The organism is Pseudomonas sp. GW821-FHT05H12 (genome assembly GCF_059419385.1).
In genome coordinates, this window is record NZ_JBWKRS010000004.1 from 117,064 (window position 1) to 134,039 (window position 16,976).

The 16,976-nt window shown below is 60.7% G+C and carries 13 protein-coding genes and 4 tRNA genes; 11 read left to right on the forward strand and 6 right to left on the reverse strand.

Annotated elements, in window-relative coordinates:
- Positions 1 to 198: 198 nt before the first annotated feature.
- Together AC07SU_RS05065 and AC07SU_RS05070 are read left to right on the forward strand one after the other, a co-directional pair.
- Complete coding sequence (locus tag AC07SU_RS05065; protein WP_494996394.1) at positions 199 to 1,686, forward strand: NCS1 family nucleobase:cation symporter-1; 1,488 nt, start codon at positions 199 to 201, stop codon at positions 1,684 to 1,686.
- 157 nt (positions 1,687 to 1,843) lie between these two features.
- Positions 1,844 to 3,127 (forward strand): Zn-dependent hydrolase, encoded by a 1,284-nt coding sequence (locus AC07SU_RS05070; protein WP_494996395.1) that lies wholly within the window; start codon positions 1,844 to 1,846, stop codon positions 3,125 to 3,127.
- Positions 3,128 to 3,243: 116 nt separating this feature from the next.
- On the opposite strand, the gene AC07SU_RS05075 is transcribed toward AC07SU_RS05070, so the two are convergent.
- From AC07SU_RS05075 to AC07SU_RS05085, 3 genes are read right to left on the reverse strand one after another with little or no spacing between them, the layout of a single operon-like run.
- Complete coding sequence (locus AC07SU_RS05075; RefSeq protein WP_494996396.1) at positions 3,244 to 4,662, reverse strand: efflux transporter outer membrane subunit; 1,419 nt, start codon at positions 4,660 to 4,662, stop codon at positions 3,244 to 3,246.
- Positions 4,646 to 5,815, reverse strand: a complete 1,170-nt coding sequence (locus tag AC07SU_RS05080) for an efflux RND transporter periplasmic adaptor subunit (RefSeq protein WP_494996397.1) — start codon at positions 5,813 to 5,815, stop codon at positions 4,646 to 4,648. The genes AC07SU_RS05075 and AC07SU_RS05080 overlap by 17 nt, the downstream gene beginning before the upstream one ends.
- Positions 5,805 to 9,026, reverse strand: a complete 3,222-nt coding sequence (locus AC07SU_RS05085; RefSeq protein WP_494996398.1) for an efflux RND transporter permease subunit — start codon at positions 9,024 to 9,026, stop codon at positions 5,805 to 5,807. Before AC07SU_RS05085 ends, AC07SU_RS05080 begins: the two co-directional genes overlap by 11 nt.
- 226 nt (positions 9,027 to 9,252) lie before the next feature.
- Here AC07SU_RS05085 and AC07SU_RS05090 point away from each other — a divergent pair, with 226 nt between their 5' ends.
- A complete protein-coding gene (locus tag AC07SU_RS05090) occupies positions 9,253 to 9,663 on the forward strand; it encodes a PA0061/PA0062 family lipoprotein (RefSeq protein WP_494996399.1) in 411 nt (136 codons plus the stop codon).
- On the opposite strand, the gene AC07SU_RS05095 is transcribed toward AC07SU_RS05090, so the two are convergent.
- Positions 9,660 to 9,821 carry a hypothetical protein gene (locus AC07SU_RS05095; protein WP_494996400.1) on the reverse strand — a complete coding sequence of 54 codons (162 nt, stop codon included), beginning with the start codon at positions 9,819 to 9,821 and terminating at the stop codon, positions 9,660 to 9,662. The two genes, AC07SU_RS05090 and AC07SU_RS05095, sit on opposite strands and share 4 nt — an antisense overlap.
- Positions 9,822 to 10,032: 211 nt before the next feature.
- On the opposite strand from AC07SU_RS05095, the gene AC07SU_RS05100 reads away from it, so the two are divergent.
- A complete protein-coding gene (locus tag AC07SU_RS05100; RefSeq protein WP_494996401.1) occupies positions 10,033 to 10,695 on the forward strand; it encodes a peptidase C39 family protein in 663 nt (220 codons plus the stop codon).
- A gap of 146 nt (positions 10,696 to 10,841) precedes the next feature.
- Here the strand turns inward: AC07SU_RS05100 and pbpG are convergent, their stop codons facing one another.
- Both pbpG and folD read right to left on the reverse strand, forming a co-directional pair.
- The gene (pbpG, locus tag AC07SU_RS05105; RefSeq protein WP_176998904.1) at positions 10,842 to 11,765 is read right to left on the reverse strand and encodes a D-alanyl-D-alanine endopeptidase; all 924 of its coding nucleotides are present in this window, start codon (positions 11,763 to 11,765) and stop codon (positions 10,842 to 10,844) included.
- A gap of 208 nt (positions 11,766 to 11,973) precedes the next feature.
- Positions 11,974 to 12,828: a bifunctional methylenetetrahydrofolate dehydrogenase/methenyltetrahydrofolate cyclohydrolase FolD gene (gene folD / locus AC07SU_RS05110; RefSeq protein ID WP_178920847.1), complete on the reverse strand. Its 855-nt coding sequence runs from the start codon at positions 12,826 to 12,828 to the stop codon at positions 11,974 to 11,976.
- A gap of 275 nt (positions 12,829 to 13,103) precedes the next feature.
- On the opposite strand from folD, the gene AC07SU_RS05115 reads away from it, so the two are divergent.
- The 7 genes from AC07SU_RS05115 (at position 13,104) to clpP (ending at position 16,868) form a co-directional block, all read left to right on the forward strand.
- Positions 13,104 to 13,180, forward strand: a tRNA-Arg gene (locus AC07SU_RS05115).
- 32 nt (positions 13,181 to 13,212) lie between these two features.
- Positions 13,213 to 13,288: transfer RNA gene (locus AC07SU_RS05120), tRNA-His, on the forward strand.
- Between the two features lie 56 nt (positions 13,289 to 13,344).
- Positions 13,345 to 13,429: transfer RNA gene (locus AC07SU_RS05125), tRNA-Leu, on the forward strand.
- 76 nt (positions 13,430 to 13,505) lie between these two features.
- A tRNA-His gene (locus AC07SU_RS05130) sits at positions 13,506 to 13,581 on the forward strand.
- Between the two features lie 135 nt (positions 13,582 to 13,716).
- Positions 13,717 to 14,340, forward strand: coding sequence for an RNA polymerase sigma factor (locus AC07SU_RS05135; protein WP_494996402.1), 624 nt, complete (start codon positions 13,717 to 13,719; stop codon positions 14,338 to 14,340).
- Positions 14,341 to 14,830: 490 nt separating this feature from the next.
- The gene (gene tig, locus AC07SU_RS05140) at positions 14,831 to 16,141 is read left to right on the forward strand and encodes a trigger factor (RefSeq protein ID WP_176998901.1); all 1,311 of its coding nucleotides are present in this window, start codon (positions 14,831 to 14,833) and stop codon (positions 16,139 to 16,141) included.
- A 91-nt stretch (positions 16,142 to 16,232) separates the two neighbouring features.
- Entirely contained in the window at positions 16,233 to 16,868 is a 636-nt protein-coding gene (gene clpP / locus AC07SU_RS05145) for an ATP-dependent Clp endopeptidase proteolytic subunit ClpP (protein WP_016974096.1), read from the forward strand.
- Positions 16,869 to 16,976: the final 108 nt, after the last annotated feature.

Consider the following 16,976-nt stretch of genomic DNA (forward strand, 5'->3'; position numbering starts at 1 on the left):
CCCAGGGCCCAATCGGAAAGCTGATAAACATCAGTGCGTTATATAAGCGGTGCGGTTTCGGTAACGGTTGTCGGCACGGTTATTGAGTGCAGTGGCGGCTGGCCGGGCCCGTGATGTCATGTTGTTTACGAGGTACTCCGGCCACCCGGCGTGATGCGTTGGGTGAGCAAAAATAATTCGAAAAACCGTGGAGCGGCCATGCAACAGAACAGATCGCAAGTCATTGAGCGCAACGGCCTGTACGAACTCGACGCCGGCCCCGACGTCCTCGACAGCCCTCGCTACAACCACGACATGGCACCGACCAAGGTGCATGAACGAACCTGGAACAAATGGCACATCACCGCCCTGTGGGTGGGTATGTCGATCTGCGTGCCCACCTACACCTTGGGCGGGGTGCTCACGGCGTATTTCGGGTTGTCGGTGGGCGAGGCGCTGATGGCGATCTTGCTCGCGAACATCGTGGTGCTGATCCCGCTGACCCTCAACGCCTTCCCCGGCACCAAGTACGGCATTCCGTTCCCGGTGTTGTTGCGGTCCTCCTTTGGCATCCTCGGCTCCAACGTGCCGTGCCTGATCCGCGCGCTGGTGGCCTGTGGCTGGTTCGGCATCCAGACGATGTTCGGCGGGCTGGCGATCCACCTGTTCCTGGGTTCGATCTTCGAGGGCTGGAAGTCCCTCGGCGGCACGGGTGAGGTGATCGGCTTCATGATCTTCTGGACGCTGAACCTGTGGGTGGTGCTGCGCGGCGCCGAGTCGATCAAGCGCCTGGAAACCCTCTCGGCACCGTTGCTGGTGGCGGTGGGCATCGGCCTGCTGGTGTGGGCGATGCCCAATGTGTCGATCAGCGAGTTGATGGCGATCCCGCCCAAGCGCCCCGAAGGCGCGAGCCTCACCGGTTACTTCATGGCCGGCCTTACCGCGATGGTGGGCTTCTGGGCCACCCTGTCGCTGAATATTCCGGACTTCAGTCGCTACGCCAAAAGCCAGAAGGACCAGATCCTCGGGCAGATTTTTGGCCTGCCGCTGACCATGTTCCTGTTCGCCGCCCTCGGCGTGATCATGACCGCCGCCTCGGTGAAACTGGTGGGCGTGAGCGTGTCTGACCCAGTGACCCTGATCGGGCATATCCAGAGCCCGGTGTGGGTGGCCATTGCCATGGCGCTGATCATCATCGCCACCTTGTCCACCAACACCGCGGCGAACATCGTCTCGCCCACCAACGACTTCCAGAACATCGCGCCGAAGCTGATCAACCGCACCACGGCGGTGATCCTCACCGGGCTGGTGGGGCTGGCGCTGATGGGCCATGAGCTGCTGAAAAAGCTGGGGCTGATCGTGTCCGATGTGAGCCTGGAGACGGTGTATTCCAACTGGTTGCTGGGCTACTCCAGCCTGCTGGGGCCTATCGCCGGGATCATGGTGGTGGACTATTTCATCACCCGCAAACAGCAACTGGACCTGGCCGGTTTGTACCGCGATGACGTGTACCCGGCGTGGAACTGGAGCGGCTTCATTGCCTTCGGCGTGCCGGTGGTACTGACGCTGTTGTCCCTGGGCAGCGATGCGTTCAGCTGGTTCTACAGCTATGGCTGGTTCACCGGCTCGGCGTTGGGCGGCTTGATGTATTACGGCCTGAATGCCAAGCGAGCGGCCCGTCCAGTCACCGCCAAATCCCCGTTGTAAATACGGTCAATGTGGGAGCTGGCTTGTCGGGTCGCCGCATCGCTGCGATAGCGGTGTATCAGTTGATCCTGTTTTAGCAGACAGTCCGCCATCGCAGGCAAGCCAGCTCCCACACAAGCCCGTTCAACCTATAAAAATGTAGCCTGAGGAGATCCCTATGAACGCTGCCCTCGACGTTCTGCAATCCACCCATCAGCTCATCAACCGCGACCGTTTGTGGCAGTCCCTGATGGACCTGGCCAAGCTCGGTGCCACGCCCAAGGGCGGCGTGTGTCGCCTGGCCCTGACCGACCTCGATCGCAAGGCCCGCGACCTGTTCGTGCAATGGTGCGAAGCGGCGGGCTGCACGGTCACCGTCGACGGTATCGGCAATATTTTTGCCCGTCGCCCCGGGCGCAACCCCAACCTGCCACCGGTGATGACCGGCAGCCATATCGACACCCAGCCCACCGGTGGCAAGTTCGACGGCTGCTTCGGTGTGCTGGCCGGCGTCGAAGTGCTGCGCACCCTCAACGACCTCAACGTGGAAACCGAAGCGCCGCTGGAAGTGGTGGTGTGGACCAATGAAGAGGGCTCGCGCTTCCCGCCGTGCATGATGGGTTCGGGGGTGTTTGCCGAAAAATTCACCCTGGCCGATACCCTGGCCAAGGTCGATGCCGACGGCGTCAGCGTGGGTGATGCGTTGAATGCGATTGGCTATGCGGGAACGCGTGCCGTCAGCGGGCACAAAGTCGGTGCTTATTTTGAAGCGCACATTGAGCAAGGCCCGATCCTTGAGGATGAACAGAAAACCATCGGCGTGGTACTGGGGGCGCTGGGCCAGAAGTGGTTCGACCTGAAACTGCGCGGCGTGGAAGCCCACGCGGGACCTACCCCGATGCACCTGCGCAAGGATGCCCTGGTGGGCGCCGCTGCGGTGGTCGCGGCGGTGAATGCGGCGGCGTTGGGGCATCAGCCGCATGCGTGCGGCACCGTGGGGTGCCTGCAGGCGTATCCGGGGTCGCGCAATGTCATCCCTGGCGAAGTGCGCATGACTTTGGATTTCCGTCATCTGGAACCCGCACGTTTGGACTCGATGATTGCCCAGGTGCGCAAGGTGATCGATGAGACCTGCGCCAAACATGGCCTGAGTTTTGAGATGGAGCCCACGGCCGACTTCCCGCCGTTGTACTTCGACAAAGGCTGCGTGAATGCGGTGCGCGATGCGGCGAATGGGCTGGGACTGTCGAACATGGACATCGTCAGCGGAGCAGGGCATGACGCGATCTTCGTCGCCGAGCTCGGCCCGGCCGGGATGATTTTTGTGCCGTGTGAGGGGGGCATCAGCCATAACGAAATCGAGAACGCCGCCCCGGATGACCTGGCAGCGGGGTGTGCGGTGTTGTTGCGGGCGATGGTTGCTGCGTCTGCCGCGATTGCCAGCGGCAAGCTCGCTGCCTGAATCACCACCCAATGTAGGAGCCGGCTTGCCGGCGATAGCGGAGTGTCAGGCAAAGCAATGCTGCCTGGTTTATCGCCATCGCCGGCAAGCCGGCTCCTACAGGTGATTACGGGGTGTCAGGAGGAGGGTTGCCAGCCGCCCCCCAGCGCTGTGACTAAGCCGACGCTGGCTTGCAACTGCCGCGTCTGCACCGCCTGCAACGTGCGCTGTGCCTGCAACGCGGCGGTCTGCGCGGTCACCACATCCAGGTAACTCACCGCCCCCGCCTGATAGCTGTTCATCGCCAGCGCCTGGGTATGCTGCGCCGCATCCGCCGCGGCTTGTTCATCCTGGGCTTCCTGCTGCAAATCCCGCAGTTGCGCCAGGTTATCTTCCACCTCGCGGATGGCTTTCAACACGTGGCTGCGGTACTGCGCCGAGGCCTCTTCGAATTCGGCCTTGGCCTGACGCTCATTGGCGCTCAAACGGCCGCCATCGAAGATCGGTAAATTGACCAACGGCCCTAGCGCCCAATAACGATTACCCGCCGAAAACAGGTTGCCGACCCCTTGGGTCTGCCCGCCAATCAACCCGGTGAGGCTGAAGTCCGGGTACCAGGCCGCCTTAGCCACGCCGATGTTGGCGTTGGCGGCAAACACCCGGCGTTCAGCCGCAGCAATATCCGGGCGCCGTTGCAGCAGGTGGCTCGGCAGCTGCGATGGAATGCCGGGCAACGCGATCAATTGCTGGCTCGGCGGCAGTGTGAAGGTGCTCGCGGCTACCCCCACCAGCTCGCCAATCGCATGCTCGGTGAGGTTGCGCTGGCCGCGTACTTCATCCAGCTGGGCCTTGGCTTCGGCCAGCTGGTTTTGCGCGCGGGTCAGGTCCAGCTCCGAGGCAATCTGGCCTTCGTAGCGGCTGCGGGTCAGTTGCAACGCCTGGCTGAAATCGTCCAGCGAGCTGTTGAGAATCCGCGCCTGGGCATCCAGGCCGTTGAGCTGCACGTACAAGGTCGCCAACTGATGCTGCAGGCTTAAGCGCGCCACGGCCAGGTCATCGCCAGACGCTTGTGCCTGGGCGTCGCCGGCCGCAACCTGGTTGCGGATCTTGCCCCACAGGTCCAAGTCATAGCTCAACGAAAAACCGGCGGTGTTGCTGTTGTACACCGACGGCTGCGTGCTGCCACGCAACGGTCGCGTGTCCGATTGCCGCTGGCGCAGGGGTTGTGCGCTGGCGGTGATCTGCGGGAACAAGCCGGCATGCAGCTGGCTGGCATAGGCCTGGGACGCATCAAAGTGCGCCAACGCTGCGGCCAGGTCCGGGTTGGCCTTGAGCAGTTGTTGTTGCAGCTCGCTCAGACGCGGGTCGTTGTAAAGCTTCCACCATTCGGGCGCCAACTGGTCGGACGGCTGCGCGCTGTGCCACGGGCCATCGCTGGTCTGTTCGCGATAGCCGGCGGGCAGGTCCACGCTTGGCACCTTGTACGTGGGCGCCATTGAGCAGCCTTGCAACGCCAGCAGCATCAAGGCCGCGAGGGGCTTAAGCCTTGGGCGCATGCGCACCTCCGGAGGCGTCGGCCAGTTGTACCGGGTCACCTTCGCGCAGGGCATCGGGCGGGTTGTCGACGATGCGGTCGGCGGGCTTGAGGCCCTGGTCGATCACCAGGCGTTCGCCGAGGTCGAGGCCGATGTGGATGTTTTGCAGGTGCACATGGTTCTGCGCGTCCAGCACCGCCACTTGGGTGCCTTGGGCGCGGAAGATCAACGCGCTGGCCGGGATGCTCACGCCGTGGGTGTCGGCCGGGATCGGCAGCGTGGCTTCGGCGTAGTCTCCGGGCAGCAATTCACCGTTGGGGTTATCGGCCACAAACTGCGCGAGCAGGGTGCCGGAACGCCGGTCGATGGCGGTGGAGTCGCCGATCAGGCGCGCCTTGAAATGCTCGCCCGGGTGTTCCGGCACGGTCAGTTCGGCTTCAAGGCCCGGGTGGATCACCGCCGCATAGTTCTGCGGCACCGGCACGTACAGGCGCAGTTGATGGGTGTCGGCGATGTTGAACAGCTCCGGGTCGCTGTCGGTATCGGCCTTGATCAACTGGCCAATATCGGTGTTGCGCGCAGTGATGGTGCCAGCGAATGGGGCGCGGATGGTCTTGTAGCTTTCCAGTGCCGACAGCCGTGCATAGTCGGCAGCGGCGGCTTCGGCGTTGGCTTTGGCCGCCGCAGCGTTGGAGGTTTTTTCATCGGCCTCCTGGCGCGACACTGAATGGCTGGCCAACAGATTTTGCCAGCGCGTGGCGGTGGTCTCCGCCAGGCGCGCATTGGCTTGCTCCTGCATCAGTCGGGCGTGGGTTTGCGCCAGTTGCTGGTCCAGGTCTGGGCTGTCGATCTCGGCGAGGATTTGCCCGGCTTTGACTTGGGTGCCGATGTCGGCTTTCCAGTCCTTGAGGTAGCCACTGACCCGGGCATGAATCGGCGCTTTGCTCCAGGCCTCCAGGTGCGCCGGCAAGCGCAGCGTGTCACCGGCAGCGTTTTGCTTGGGCTGGAACACCATCACTTGGGGGATGGCGGCGGTTTCCGTCCAGGCGGTTACCGATTGTTCGTGCATCGTGCGGGCGTGCAGGCCGTTGGCGACCAACAGGGCGGCCAGAGTCAGGCCGCCGACACCCATGAGCATCAGACGCTTGCGCGAGGGTTTGTGATCAGACGACATGTGAAGTTTCTCCAGCAACAGCGCGAGTAGGATGACGTCCGTGGACCAGGCTGAAGACCACGGGAACAAACAGCAGGGTGGCGACGGTGGCGAAGATCAAGCCACCGATCACCGCCCGGCCGAGGGGGGCGTTTTGTTCTTGGGAAATCGCCAGTGGCAGCATGCCGATGATCATGGCCAGGGCGGTCATGCACACCGGGCGAAAGCGTGTGTAGCCGGCTTCCATCGCGGCCTTCAGTGCATCGCCATGTTCGGCCAGGCGCTCACGGCAGAAGCTCACCACCAGGATCGAGTTGGCCGTGGCCACGCCCATGCACAGGATGGCCCCGGTGAGGGCCGGCACTGACAACGACGTGCCGCTGAGGAACAACATCCACACGATGCCGGCCAATGCGGCGGGCAGTGCGGTGATGATCACAAACGGGTCGGCCCAGGACTGGAAGTTGACCACGATCAGCAGGTAGATCAGCACCACCGCGCCGAGCAGGCCAAAGCTCAGGCCGCTGAAGGCTTCATGCAATGCATCGATCTGCCCGTGCAGGCTGATCACCGCGCCTTTGGGGCGCATGGAGGCGGTGTCATCCAGCACTTTTTGCACGTCGCGGGCGACGCCGCCCAAGTCACGCCCTTGCACGTTGGCGTACAGGTCCAGGGTCGGTTCGATGTTGTAGTGGGTCACCACCGCCGGGCTCTGCACCCGCGAGATGGTGGCCACGCCGCCGAGGATTTGCGACTGGCCATCGGCACCGGTCACCGGCAAGGCTTCCAGGGTCGGCAGGCTGTCGAGACGGTATTGCGGGGTGGCGGCGACGATTGAGTACGACACGCCGTTGGCCGGGTTGAGCCAGAAGGTCGGTGCCACCTGGGAGCTGCCGGCGAGGGACGCGACCATGCTGTTGGTCACGTCACGCTCGGTGATGCCCAGGCCATTGGCGCGCATGCGGTCCACGTTGACTTGCAGCGACGGGTAGCCCGTTGACTGCTGGATGCGCAGGTCGGCGATGCCCGGTACGTGTTGCAGGCGGCGTTCCAGTTCCACCGCGTAGGCGCGGTTTTCTTCATCGCTGCGCCCGGAGATTTTCACGTCCAGCGGGGCCGGTGCGCCGAAGTTGAGGATCTGGCTGCTGATGTCGGCGGGCAGGAAGGCGAAGTGGCTGCCGGGAAAGCTTTCGGGCAGGGCTTCGCGCAGTTTCTTCACGTAGTCGGCAGTCGGCGCATGGTCCTTTTTCAAGGTGACCTGGATGTCGCCATCCTGCGGGCCGATGGTGCCGCTGCTGCTGTAGGCCATGTCGATGCCGCTGAGGGGAATGCCGATGTTATCGACGATGGTGTCGAGTTCTTCGGCCGGGATCACCTCGCGGATCCGCGCTTCAATGCGGTCGAACGCGGCCGCGCTTTCTTCGATGCGCGTGCCCAGTGGCAGGCGCACGTGCAGGGCGAGGGCGCCGGCGTCGGTGGCCGGGAAGAAGTCCTGGCCCAGGCTTGGCAGCAACAGGAACGAGGCGAGTACGCAAGCCAGGAACCCGACGATGAAGCGCTTGCGATGGCCCAGCGCCAGGGTCAGCAGACCGTGGTAGGTGTCGCGGATATTCGAGAAGTGGCGCTCGAAACCCTGCTGGAAATTCAGCACCGCTTGCAGCACGGCATTGCGCGGTTTGGTGTGCTGCTCACCTTCGTGGTGGTTGATGAACTCATCTTCCGGGTGATGCCCCGGCCCTTGCTCCGGCACATGGGGCTTGAGCAGGAACATCGCCAGGGTCGGCACCAGCGTACGCGACAGGATGAACGAGCTGGCCATGGCAAAGATCACCGCCAGGGCCATCGGCCGGAACAGGTAGCCGGCGATGCCTTGCAGCAGGAACATCGGCACGAACACGATGCAGATGCACAGCAGCGAGACGAACGCCGGGCCGACGATTTGCGCGGCGCCGTCGAGGATCGCGGTTTTCACCGCCTTGCCTTGTTCCAGGTGCCAGTTGATGTTTTCGATGGTCACCGTGGCGTCGTCCACCAGAATCCCCACCGCCAGCGCCAGCCCACCCAGGGTCATGACGTTGAGGGTTTGCCCTGTGGCGGCCAGCAGGGCGATGGCCGAGAGCACGGCCAGGGGAATCGAGGCGGCGATGATCAGCGTCGACCGCCAGCTGCCGAGGAACAGCAGGATCATCGCACTGGTCAGCAGGGCGGCGATGATGCCTTCCTGGGCCACGCTGCCGACCGACTCTTTGACGAACACCGAGGCGTCACCCAGCAGCGAGGTCTTCAGCGACGGTGGCAGGGTTTCGTTGATGCGCGGCAGCATCTGGCGGATGCCGTCGATGATCGACAGGGTGGAGATGCTGCCGTTTTTCAGCGCCGGCATCAGCACGGCGCGGTGGCCGTCGACGCGCACGATGTTGGTCTGCGGTGGCGAACCGTCACGCACGTGGGCCACCTGGCCGATGGTGATCAGTGCGCCGTCGACGGTCTTGATCGGCAGGTCGTTGAGTTCATCGATCGCCTTGGGGCTGTTGTTGAGCAGGATCGTGTATTCGTTGGGGCCGAGCTTGGCGGTGCCCACCGGGATGATCTGGTTCTGCAGCGCGAGCGCGTTGCCCACGTCCTGGGCCGACAAACCTTTGGCCGCGAGCGCCTGCGGGTCGAGGTCCAGCGTGATCTGGCGTTGCTTGCCGCCCATGGGCGTGGGCATGGCCAGGCCGGGCAGGGCGCTCAGGGGCAGGCGGATGTTGTTCTGCACCAGGTCGCGGATCTTGGCCTCCGAGAGGCTGGGGCTGGAGAACGCCAGTTGCAGGATCGGCACCGTGGAAGCGCTGTAGTTGAGGATCAGCGGTGGCGTGATGCCCGGTGGCATTTGCTTGAGGACGGTTTGTGAAACGGCCGTCACTTGGGCGTTGGCGGTGCGGATGTCCACTCCCGGTTGGAAAAAGATCTTGACGATGCCCATGCCGGGCAGCGATTGCGATTCGATGTGTTCGATGTCGTTGACGGTGGTGCTCAGGGAGCGTTCGTAGGTGTAGATCACCCGACCGGCCATGGCGTCCGGCGACAGGCCGTTGTACTGCCAGACCACGGCGACCACGGGGATGCCGATATCGGGGAAAACATCCGTAGGGGTTCGCAGGGCCGCCATCGGCCCGATGATGCAGATGAATATGGCCAACACGATAAACGTGTACGGCTTTTGCAGTGCGGTCTTTACCAGCCCGAGCATGCGTGAACCTCCATTGGAGCAGGATTGCAAACCCCGGCAGTCTTGCCCGACCCACCTAACACGCGCCTTTCAGCGAGGTGAAGGAACATTTAGTTAAGGGCTGAAGATCGTTTCATATGTATTCATTTGTTCTACAAAGGGTGGCTCCTCAAGCTTGTAACCCATCGGACGCGACACAGTTGAGTGCCGTCCACCGTGTTTATCGATGTCCTTTTGGAGCCCTGCCATGTCACTTAAACCGTTGTTGTTGATTCCCGCCCTGGGTGCTGTCCTGTTGTTGTCGGCGTGCGCCGGCCCCCTTCCCAAGGCTGACCCGAGCGAAGCCTGGATTGGTTTGAAGGAAGAAGCGCCGAATGACCTGATGGCCGAGCGCGTGGATGGCAAGCGCGTGGATGACGGGCGCTTTTTTGAAGTGACCCCGGGCGAGCACCGCCTGGACGTGACGCTGTTCGAAGAAGAGCCAGGCGACGACAACCAGCAGGACTGCCAGGGTCGGGTCGACTACAAGAACTTCAAGGCGGGCGAGCACTACACACTGGTGGAATCCAGCCTGGGCACCACCGTGCGCGCATCCCTCAAGGATGGGCACGGCAAGGAAGTGGCCGCGACGCAGGACTTCAGTTGCATGCCTGGCTAGGCGTGGTGCACCGCAGCCTTATGGGGCTTGGTCGGTGCAGCCGGTTTGACGTGGGGGTGATGGTGCCGACGGGTCACGCGCATGACCCCCCACAACATGGCGCCGGCAACCGCCAGCCAACCGCAGATCAACAGGAAAATCGTTGTTGCAAGGCTCATTCGGGCCTCCTTTCGCCCCCTGCGGGGCACACACAGTCTTCTCAATGGACAGTCTAGTCACCTGGCGGTTGCCCGCTATTGACCAATGGTCGAGTCCTTCCAACTTCTTTGCTCTATCCCGCGCGTTTTACTAAGGGCTTGGGCTATACCGGCGTGGCTCGGCGCCCTATGATCAAGGCCCTTACCGGAAGCTGATCAAGCGAGTAGAAAATTGCGGTTACGGTCGAACCTTCAAACATCCTTGTTGCTGGCCTGCGCGCTGGGGTTAGGCGCCTGTTCCGGGCATCCGTCGAAACTGGCGGGCCTGCCGGAACGTGTCGAACTCAATGGCGTGCCAACCTTTCGCAGCGAGGCCTATCAGAGCGGCCCTTCGGCTTTAGCCAGCATGCTGTCGCAACAAGGCATTGTCATGACACCGGGGCTGCTGGATAAACCCCTGCACTTGCCGGGTGGCGAGGCGGACCTTGAGCGCAACATGCAGATGCTGGCGCGCGAGTACGGGCTGATGGTGTACCCGGTGGATGCCAAGCTGACGGCCGTGCTGGCACAGGTGGCGGCGGGTTACCCGGTGATGGCGCGGATCAATTCAAGCTTTTGGTCGGGGACGCGCTACGTCGTGGTGGTGGGGTTCAACCAGCAGAAGAGCACGGTGCTGCTGCGATCGGGTATGGACCGGCGGCTGTTGATGAGCTTCAGCGACTTTGAATCGGCGTGGAAGAGTGCGGGTAATTGGGGGATTTTGACCCAGCGTCCTAGCCAGTTGCCGGCCAATGTGGATGCACAGCGTTGGCGCGATGCGGCCAATGCGACGGCGCAGGCTGGGCAGGAGCAGGCGGCGGCGCAGGCACTTAAGGTGTTAGCGGAAAGAAAGTAACGGCCAGCCTCTAAAGGCCAGTGTGGGCATGTGGGAGCTGGCTTGCCTGCGATAGCATCACCGCGGTGTAACTGAAACACCTTGGTGTCTGCATCGCAGGCAAGCCAGCTCCCACACAAGCCTGCTCACACAGGGAGGTAGCGTGTTTAGCGGCGCACTTCCGCGGCGTTAGGACGGTTCTTCAGGTTTTTGTCGGCCTTGTAGCGCAATGCTACGTCAGGCACCGAGCCGCTCTTGCCGGTCTCGACCCAATTGCGGATGCGGCCGGCATCGGCGAAGTGGGTGAACTTGCCGAAAGCATCCAGGATTACCAGCGACACCGGGCGGTTACCCATGCTGGTCACCAGCACCAGGCAGTGGCCGGCCTGGTTGGTGAAACCGGTCTTGGTCAGCTTGATGTCCCAGTTGGCGCGGTTGATCAGGTGGTCGGTGTTGGAGAAACCCAAGGTGTAGTTGGGTTTGCGGAAGGACACGGTTTTTTCCTTGGTGGTGCTCAGCTGGCTCAGCAGCGGGTAGTGGCGCGCAGCGGCCAGCAATTTGCTCAGGTCGCGGGCGGTGGACACGTTGTGAATCGACAAGCCAGTCGGTTCGACGTAATGAGTGCTGGTCATGCCCAGCGCCTTGGCCTTGGCGTTCATCGCCGCGATAAACGCCGGGTAGCCGCCCGGGTAGTGGTGGGCAAGGCTGGCGGCGGCGCGGTTTTCCGAGGACATCAGGGCAATCAGCAGCATTTCCTTGCGCGGCATTTCGCTGCCGATTTTCACGCGGGAGAACACGCCTTTCATTTCCGGCGTGTCCTTGATGTTGATATCGATGTACTCATCCATGTTTTGCTTGGCTTCAAGCACCACCAGGCCGGTCATCAGTTTGCTCACCGACGCGATGGGCACCACCACGTCCGGGTTACTGGAGTAAATGACCTTGTTGGTCTGCAGGTCTACCAGCATGGCGCTGCCGGAGGCGATTTGCAGTTTGGAGGTATCACGCGGCGCCAGGGTGGTTTCGGCGGCGTGTGCAAAGGTGCCTGTAAACGCAAAAAATAGGCTGACGAGAGAGAGACGAATTTTCACGCGGATGAACTCGCTAAAAAAGTAAGGAAATACCGTTCGGAAACGGGTTTTTGATAAATGCCGTTACATTTTAGGAGTATGGATCAGAAACTGTCGAATGTTCTTCTAGAACCGGACGAAAGTTCTTAAAAACTAAGAAAAAACAGGGTTTCCTGCGGGCAATAAAAAGCCCTGCGATAAGGCAGGGCTTTTTCAGTACGCCTGGTTATTAACCGTGCAGGGTCTCTGCGGCATACAGGGTGTTTTCCAGCAGGCAGGCACGGGTCATCGGGCCAACGCCGCCGGGTACCGGCGTGATCCAGCCGGCACGGGGCAGGGCGGTTTCGTACACCACATCGCCAACCAGCTTGCCGTCTTCCTGGCGGTTGATGCCGACGTCGATCACGATGGCGCCTTCCTTGATCCACTCGCCCTTGACCAGGCCCGGCTTGCCGGCGGCAACGACCACCAGGTCGGCGCGGCCGACGTGGCCTGCCAGGTCCTTGGTGAAGCGGTGGGTGACGGTCACGGTGCAGCCGGCCAGCAGCAGCTCCATGGCCATTGGGCGACCAACGATATTGGAAGCACCGACCACGACGGCGTCGAGACCGTAGAGGTCGACACCGGTGCTTTCCAGCAGGGTCATGATGCCTTTCGGGGTGCACGGGCGCAGCAGCGGGATACGCTGGGCCAGGCGACCGACGTTATAAGGGTGGAAACCGTCCACGTCTTTGTCGGGGCGAATGCGCTCCAGCAGCTTGGAGGCGTCCAGGTGTTCGGGCAGCGGCAGTTGCAGCAGGATGCCGTCGATGGCCGGGTCATCGTTGAGGCCGTCGATCAGGTCGGTGAGGGCCTGTTGGGTGGTCTCGGAAGGCAAGTCGTAGGCCTTGGAGATAAAGCCGACCTCTTCACAGTCTTTACGCTTGTGCGAGACATAAACCTGAGAGGCAGGATCGCTGCCGACCAGGATCACCGCGAGGCCGGGCGTACGCAGGCCTTGCTGGCTACGCTCGGTGACGCGTTTGGCGATCTGCTGGCGCAGGCTGGCGGCGATTGATTTGCCGTCGATAAGTTGTGCAGTCATTACGCGTGATTAACCATCGAGAGGGGGAAGAAAAGTGCGCGCATTCTCGCATGCCAGGACGTGAGGGCAAAGGCGCTTGGTCAGCAAATTGCCCTAACCCCTTAAATAAAATGAATTTTTTTCAAAAAAGATTTGACGGGTTTCCAGGCCCTCTATACTATTCGTCGCACTTGTCGGGCACAGCCTAGCACTGGTTAAGAAGGTCGAGCAGAATTGTTGTTCTGTAAGGCTGGAAGCACTTAGTTTGTAATCCTCCAAGAGTACAGATTAATAAGGCGCCCGTAGCTCAGCTGGATAGAGCATCCGCCTTCTAAGCGGATGGTCGCAGGTTCGAGTCCTGCCGGGTGCGCCATTAGGCAGCTTTGGCACAAGTAGCGCAATATGGTGGGCGTAGCTCAGTTGGTAGAGCACAGGATTGTGACTCCTGTTGTCGTGGGTTCGATCCCCATCGTCCACCCCATATTTCGAAAGGCGCCAGATTAAACATCTGGCGCCTTTGCTTTAAGAGCTTCAAGCGCGGATGTGGTGGAATTGGTAGACACACTGGATTTAGGTTCCAGCGCCGCGAGGCGTAAGAGTTCGAGTCTCTTCATCCGCACCAATTAAGCTTTACCAGGCCTTCGGGCAGGGTGAGGCCAGACAAGGAAGATGTTCGAGTTCTTTGTTGATGCAAGATGGTGGGCGTAGCTCAGTTGGTAGAGCACGGGATTGTGACTCCCGTTGTCGAGGGTTCGATCCCCTTCGTCCACCCCATATTCAGAAAAGCGCCAGATCTATGATCTGGCGCTTTTTTTTGCATCCAGAAAATGCTGCGCCACGTATGTATGGGCGAGGATGGCCCTGCGTGGGTTTGGGTCCTCATCGGAAGTCATCGTCGAGGATCTGGATATGTTGGCACTCCAGCAGGATGAGCATCAGCACGTGATGGGGGAGGCGCAGTTGCTGGATCGCCTTTTGCAAGGTGAGCAGTCTGCCTATTGCGACTTGGTCAATGCGCATCAGGGCGCCATGCGAGCGGTGGCGTCTGCTATTGCGGGGCATCGGCATGTGGATGATGTGGTGCAGGACGCCTGGCTGGCTGTTGTTCGGGGCTTGAGTGGTTTTCAAGGGCGCTCCAGCCTCAAGACCTGGGTGCTGACCATCACGGCCAACAAGGCGAAAGGTCGTTACGGTCAAACTCGTCGTGAAATGTTTGTCGATGATGGGCTGCTCGATGAGCGTTTTGGTGCGGTCGATGGGCAATGGGCGCCCCCGCCTTGCGGGTGGCACGAGGACACGCCCGAGGCTCTGGCGAGTGAGGAAGAGTTGCGGGTGTGTATTGAGCACGCGTTGCAGGCGCTTTCGGCATCTCAGAGCGCTGCCTTGGTGTTGCGTGAGCGTGTTGGGCTTGAGCTTGAAGAGATTGCCGAGTTGCTTGGCGTGAGCCTCTCCAATGCCCGGGTGCTGTTGCATCGCGCGCGAATTCGGGTGTTTGCGGCGGTCGATCAGTATCAAGCCTCGGCTGGTTTTTGATGCCCAGAAAAAAACAAGCATTCTCAATGCCTTGGCGTTAGAATCGTTGCCGGTTTTGAGCGTGTGGAACTGATTCAGGGCTATTTCCGGATCAGTACAGCTATTTAATAGCGAAGACGGCACAGTACCTGGAAACGGGGCTGTGCCGTTTTTGTTTAAGTGTTTCGAGTTTTCAGGGTAGGGCGTTTCGTCGTATTTGTGTGTCTCGATGCTGCCGCCGTACCCGCTGGCCTTGCTCACAAGTCCAGTGGCCAGGGGCGCGCTCCCAGGCCCTTCTCTATATATAGAAGGGCTGACGCAGAGCCCTGGCGTGATGAGCTGTATTTGCTAACGGGATGAGGTGCATGCGTGCACTTGAACCTATAAATGGCCTGCTGTTTTTCTACCCGTTTTCAGTAGGGTGACTTCTTGAGTTTGACCCACTAGAATGCATGCCCTTGATTCTGGGGTCGGAAACGGCCGGCTAACGTCTGTGCAACGAGGAATATCCATGCAAGTTTCTGTTGAAAATACTACTGCCATCGAGCGCCGCCTGAGCATCACCGTTCCGGCAGAGCGTATTGAGACTGCGGTCAACAAGCGTCTGCAGCAGACTGCCCAAAAGGCCAAGATCGCTGGTTTCCGTCCAGGCAAAGTGCCAATGACCGAAATCAAGCGCCGTTTCGGTGCCGATGCGCGCCAGGAAGCGATTGGTGACGTGATCCAGGCTTCCTTCTACGAAGCCGTTGTCGAGCAAAAGCTGAACCCGGCTGGCTCGCCTTCGATCGAGCCTAAGTCCCTGGAAGCTGGCAAGGACCTGGAATACGTTGCTGTATTCGAAGTGTTCCCAGAGTTCGAAGTTGCCGGTTTCGAAGGTATCGCCGTAGAGCGCCTGAGCGCTGACGTGGCTGATTCGGACCTGGACAACATGCTGGAAATCCTGCGCAAGCAGAACACCCGTTTCGAAGTGGCCGACCGTGCTGCCCAGAACGAAGACCAGCTGAACATCGATTTCGTTGGCAAGGTTGACGGCGAAGCATTCGCTGGCGGCTCCGCCAAGGGCACTCAGCTGGTGCTGGGTTCCAACCGCATGATCCCTGGCTTCGAAGACGGCCTGGTTGGCGCCAAAGCCGGCGAAGAGCGCGTTCTGAACCTGACTTTCCCGGCTGACTACCAGAACCTGGACCTGGCGGGCAAAGTTGCCGAGTTCACCGTGACCGTCAACAGCGTTTCCGAGCCTAAGCTGCCTGAGCTGAACGAAGAGTTCTTCGCTCAATTCGGCATCAAGGAAACCGGTATCGAAGGTTTCCGCACCGAAGTTCGCAAGAACATGGAGCGCGAGCTGCGCCAGGCCATCAAGTCCAAGGTCAAGAACCAGGTTATGGATGGTCTGCTGGCTGCCAACCCGATCGAAGTGCCTAAGGCCCTGCTGTCCAACGAAGTGGATCGCCTGCGCGTTCAAGCGGTTCAGCAGTTTGGTGGCAACATCAAGCCAGACCAACTGCCGGCCGAGCTGTTCGAAGAGCAAGCCAAGCGCCGTGTTGTGCTGGGTCTGGTCGTGGCTGAAGTGGTCAAGCAGTTCGACCTCAAGCCTGACGAAGATCGCGTTCGCGAAATGATCCAGGAAATGGCTTCGGCCTACCAGGAGCCTGAGCAGGTCGTGGCTTGGTACTACAAGAACGACCAGCAACTGAACGAAGTACGTTCGGTTGTGCTGGAAGAACAAGTTGTGGATACTGTTCTGCAGAAGGCTAAGGTGACCGATAAAGCGGTCTCTTACGAAGAAGCAGTCAAACCGGCGGAAGCAGCACAAGCCGACTGATTGTCCAACTCGTTGGAAATTCAACCATAAGCCAGCCTCGCGCTGGCTTATGCGTTTTCAAGACATGACTATTTGGGAGTAACTGCAGAGCATGTTCCGTAATTCCTATATTCAGCAGAACTCTGATATCCAGGCCGCTGGCGGCCTGGTCCCGATGGTTGTAGAGCAGTCCGCTCGTGGCGAACGCGCCTACGACATCTACTCGCGCCTGCTCAAGGAGCGAGTGATCTTTCTGGTTGGTCCCGTAGAGGACTACATGGCCAACCTGATCTGTGCGCAACTGCTGTTCCTTGAAGCCGAAAACCCGGACAAGGACATCCATCTCTACATCAACTCCCCAGGCGGTTCGGTCACTGCAGGCATGTCGATCTACGACACCATGCAGTTCATCAAGCCGAACGTGTCGACCACCTGCATCGGCCAGGCCTGCAGCATGGGCGCATTCCTGCTGACCGCAGGTGCCGAGGGCAAGCGTTTCTGCCTGCCTAACTCGCGCGTGATGATTCACCAGCCACTGGGCGGTTTCCAGGGCCAGGCGTCGGACATCGAGATCCACGCCAAGGAAATCCTGTTCATCCGCGAGCGTCTCAACACGCTGATGGCCAAGCACAGCGGGCGCACCCTGGAAGAAATCGAGCGCGACACCAACCGCGACAACTTCATGAGTGCCGAAGCGGCTCGTGAATACGGGTTGATCGACGCAGTGATCGACAAGCGCCCCGCTTAATATAAGCCGCTCAAAATAGGGCTGGTCGGCATGTCCGACCACTGGCGGGCTTGAAAAAGCCCGCATAAGCCTTCATCTTGTGTTGCAAGCCTATCGGATTTGGATCGA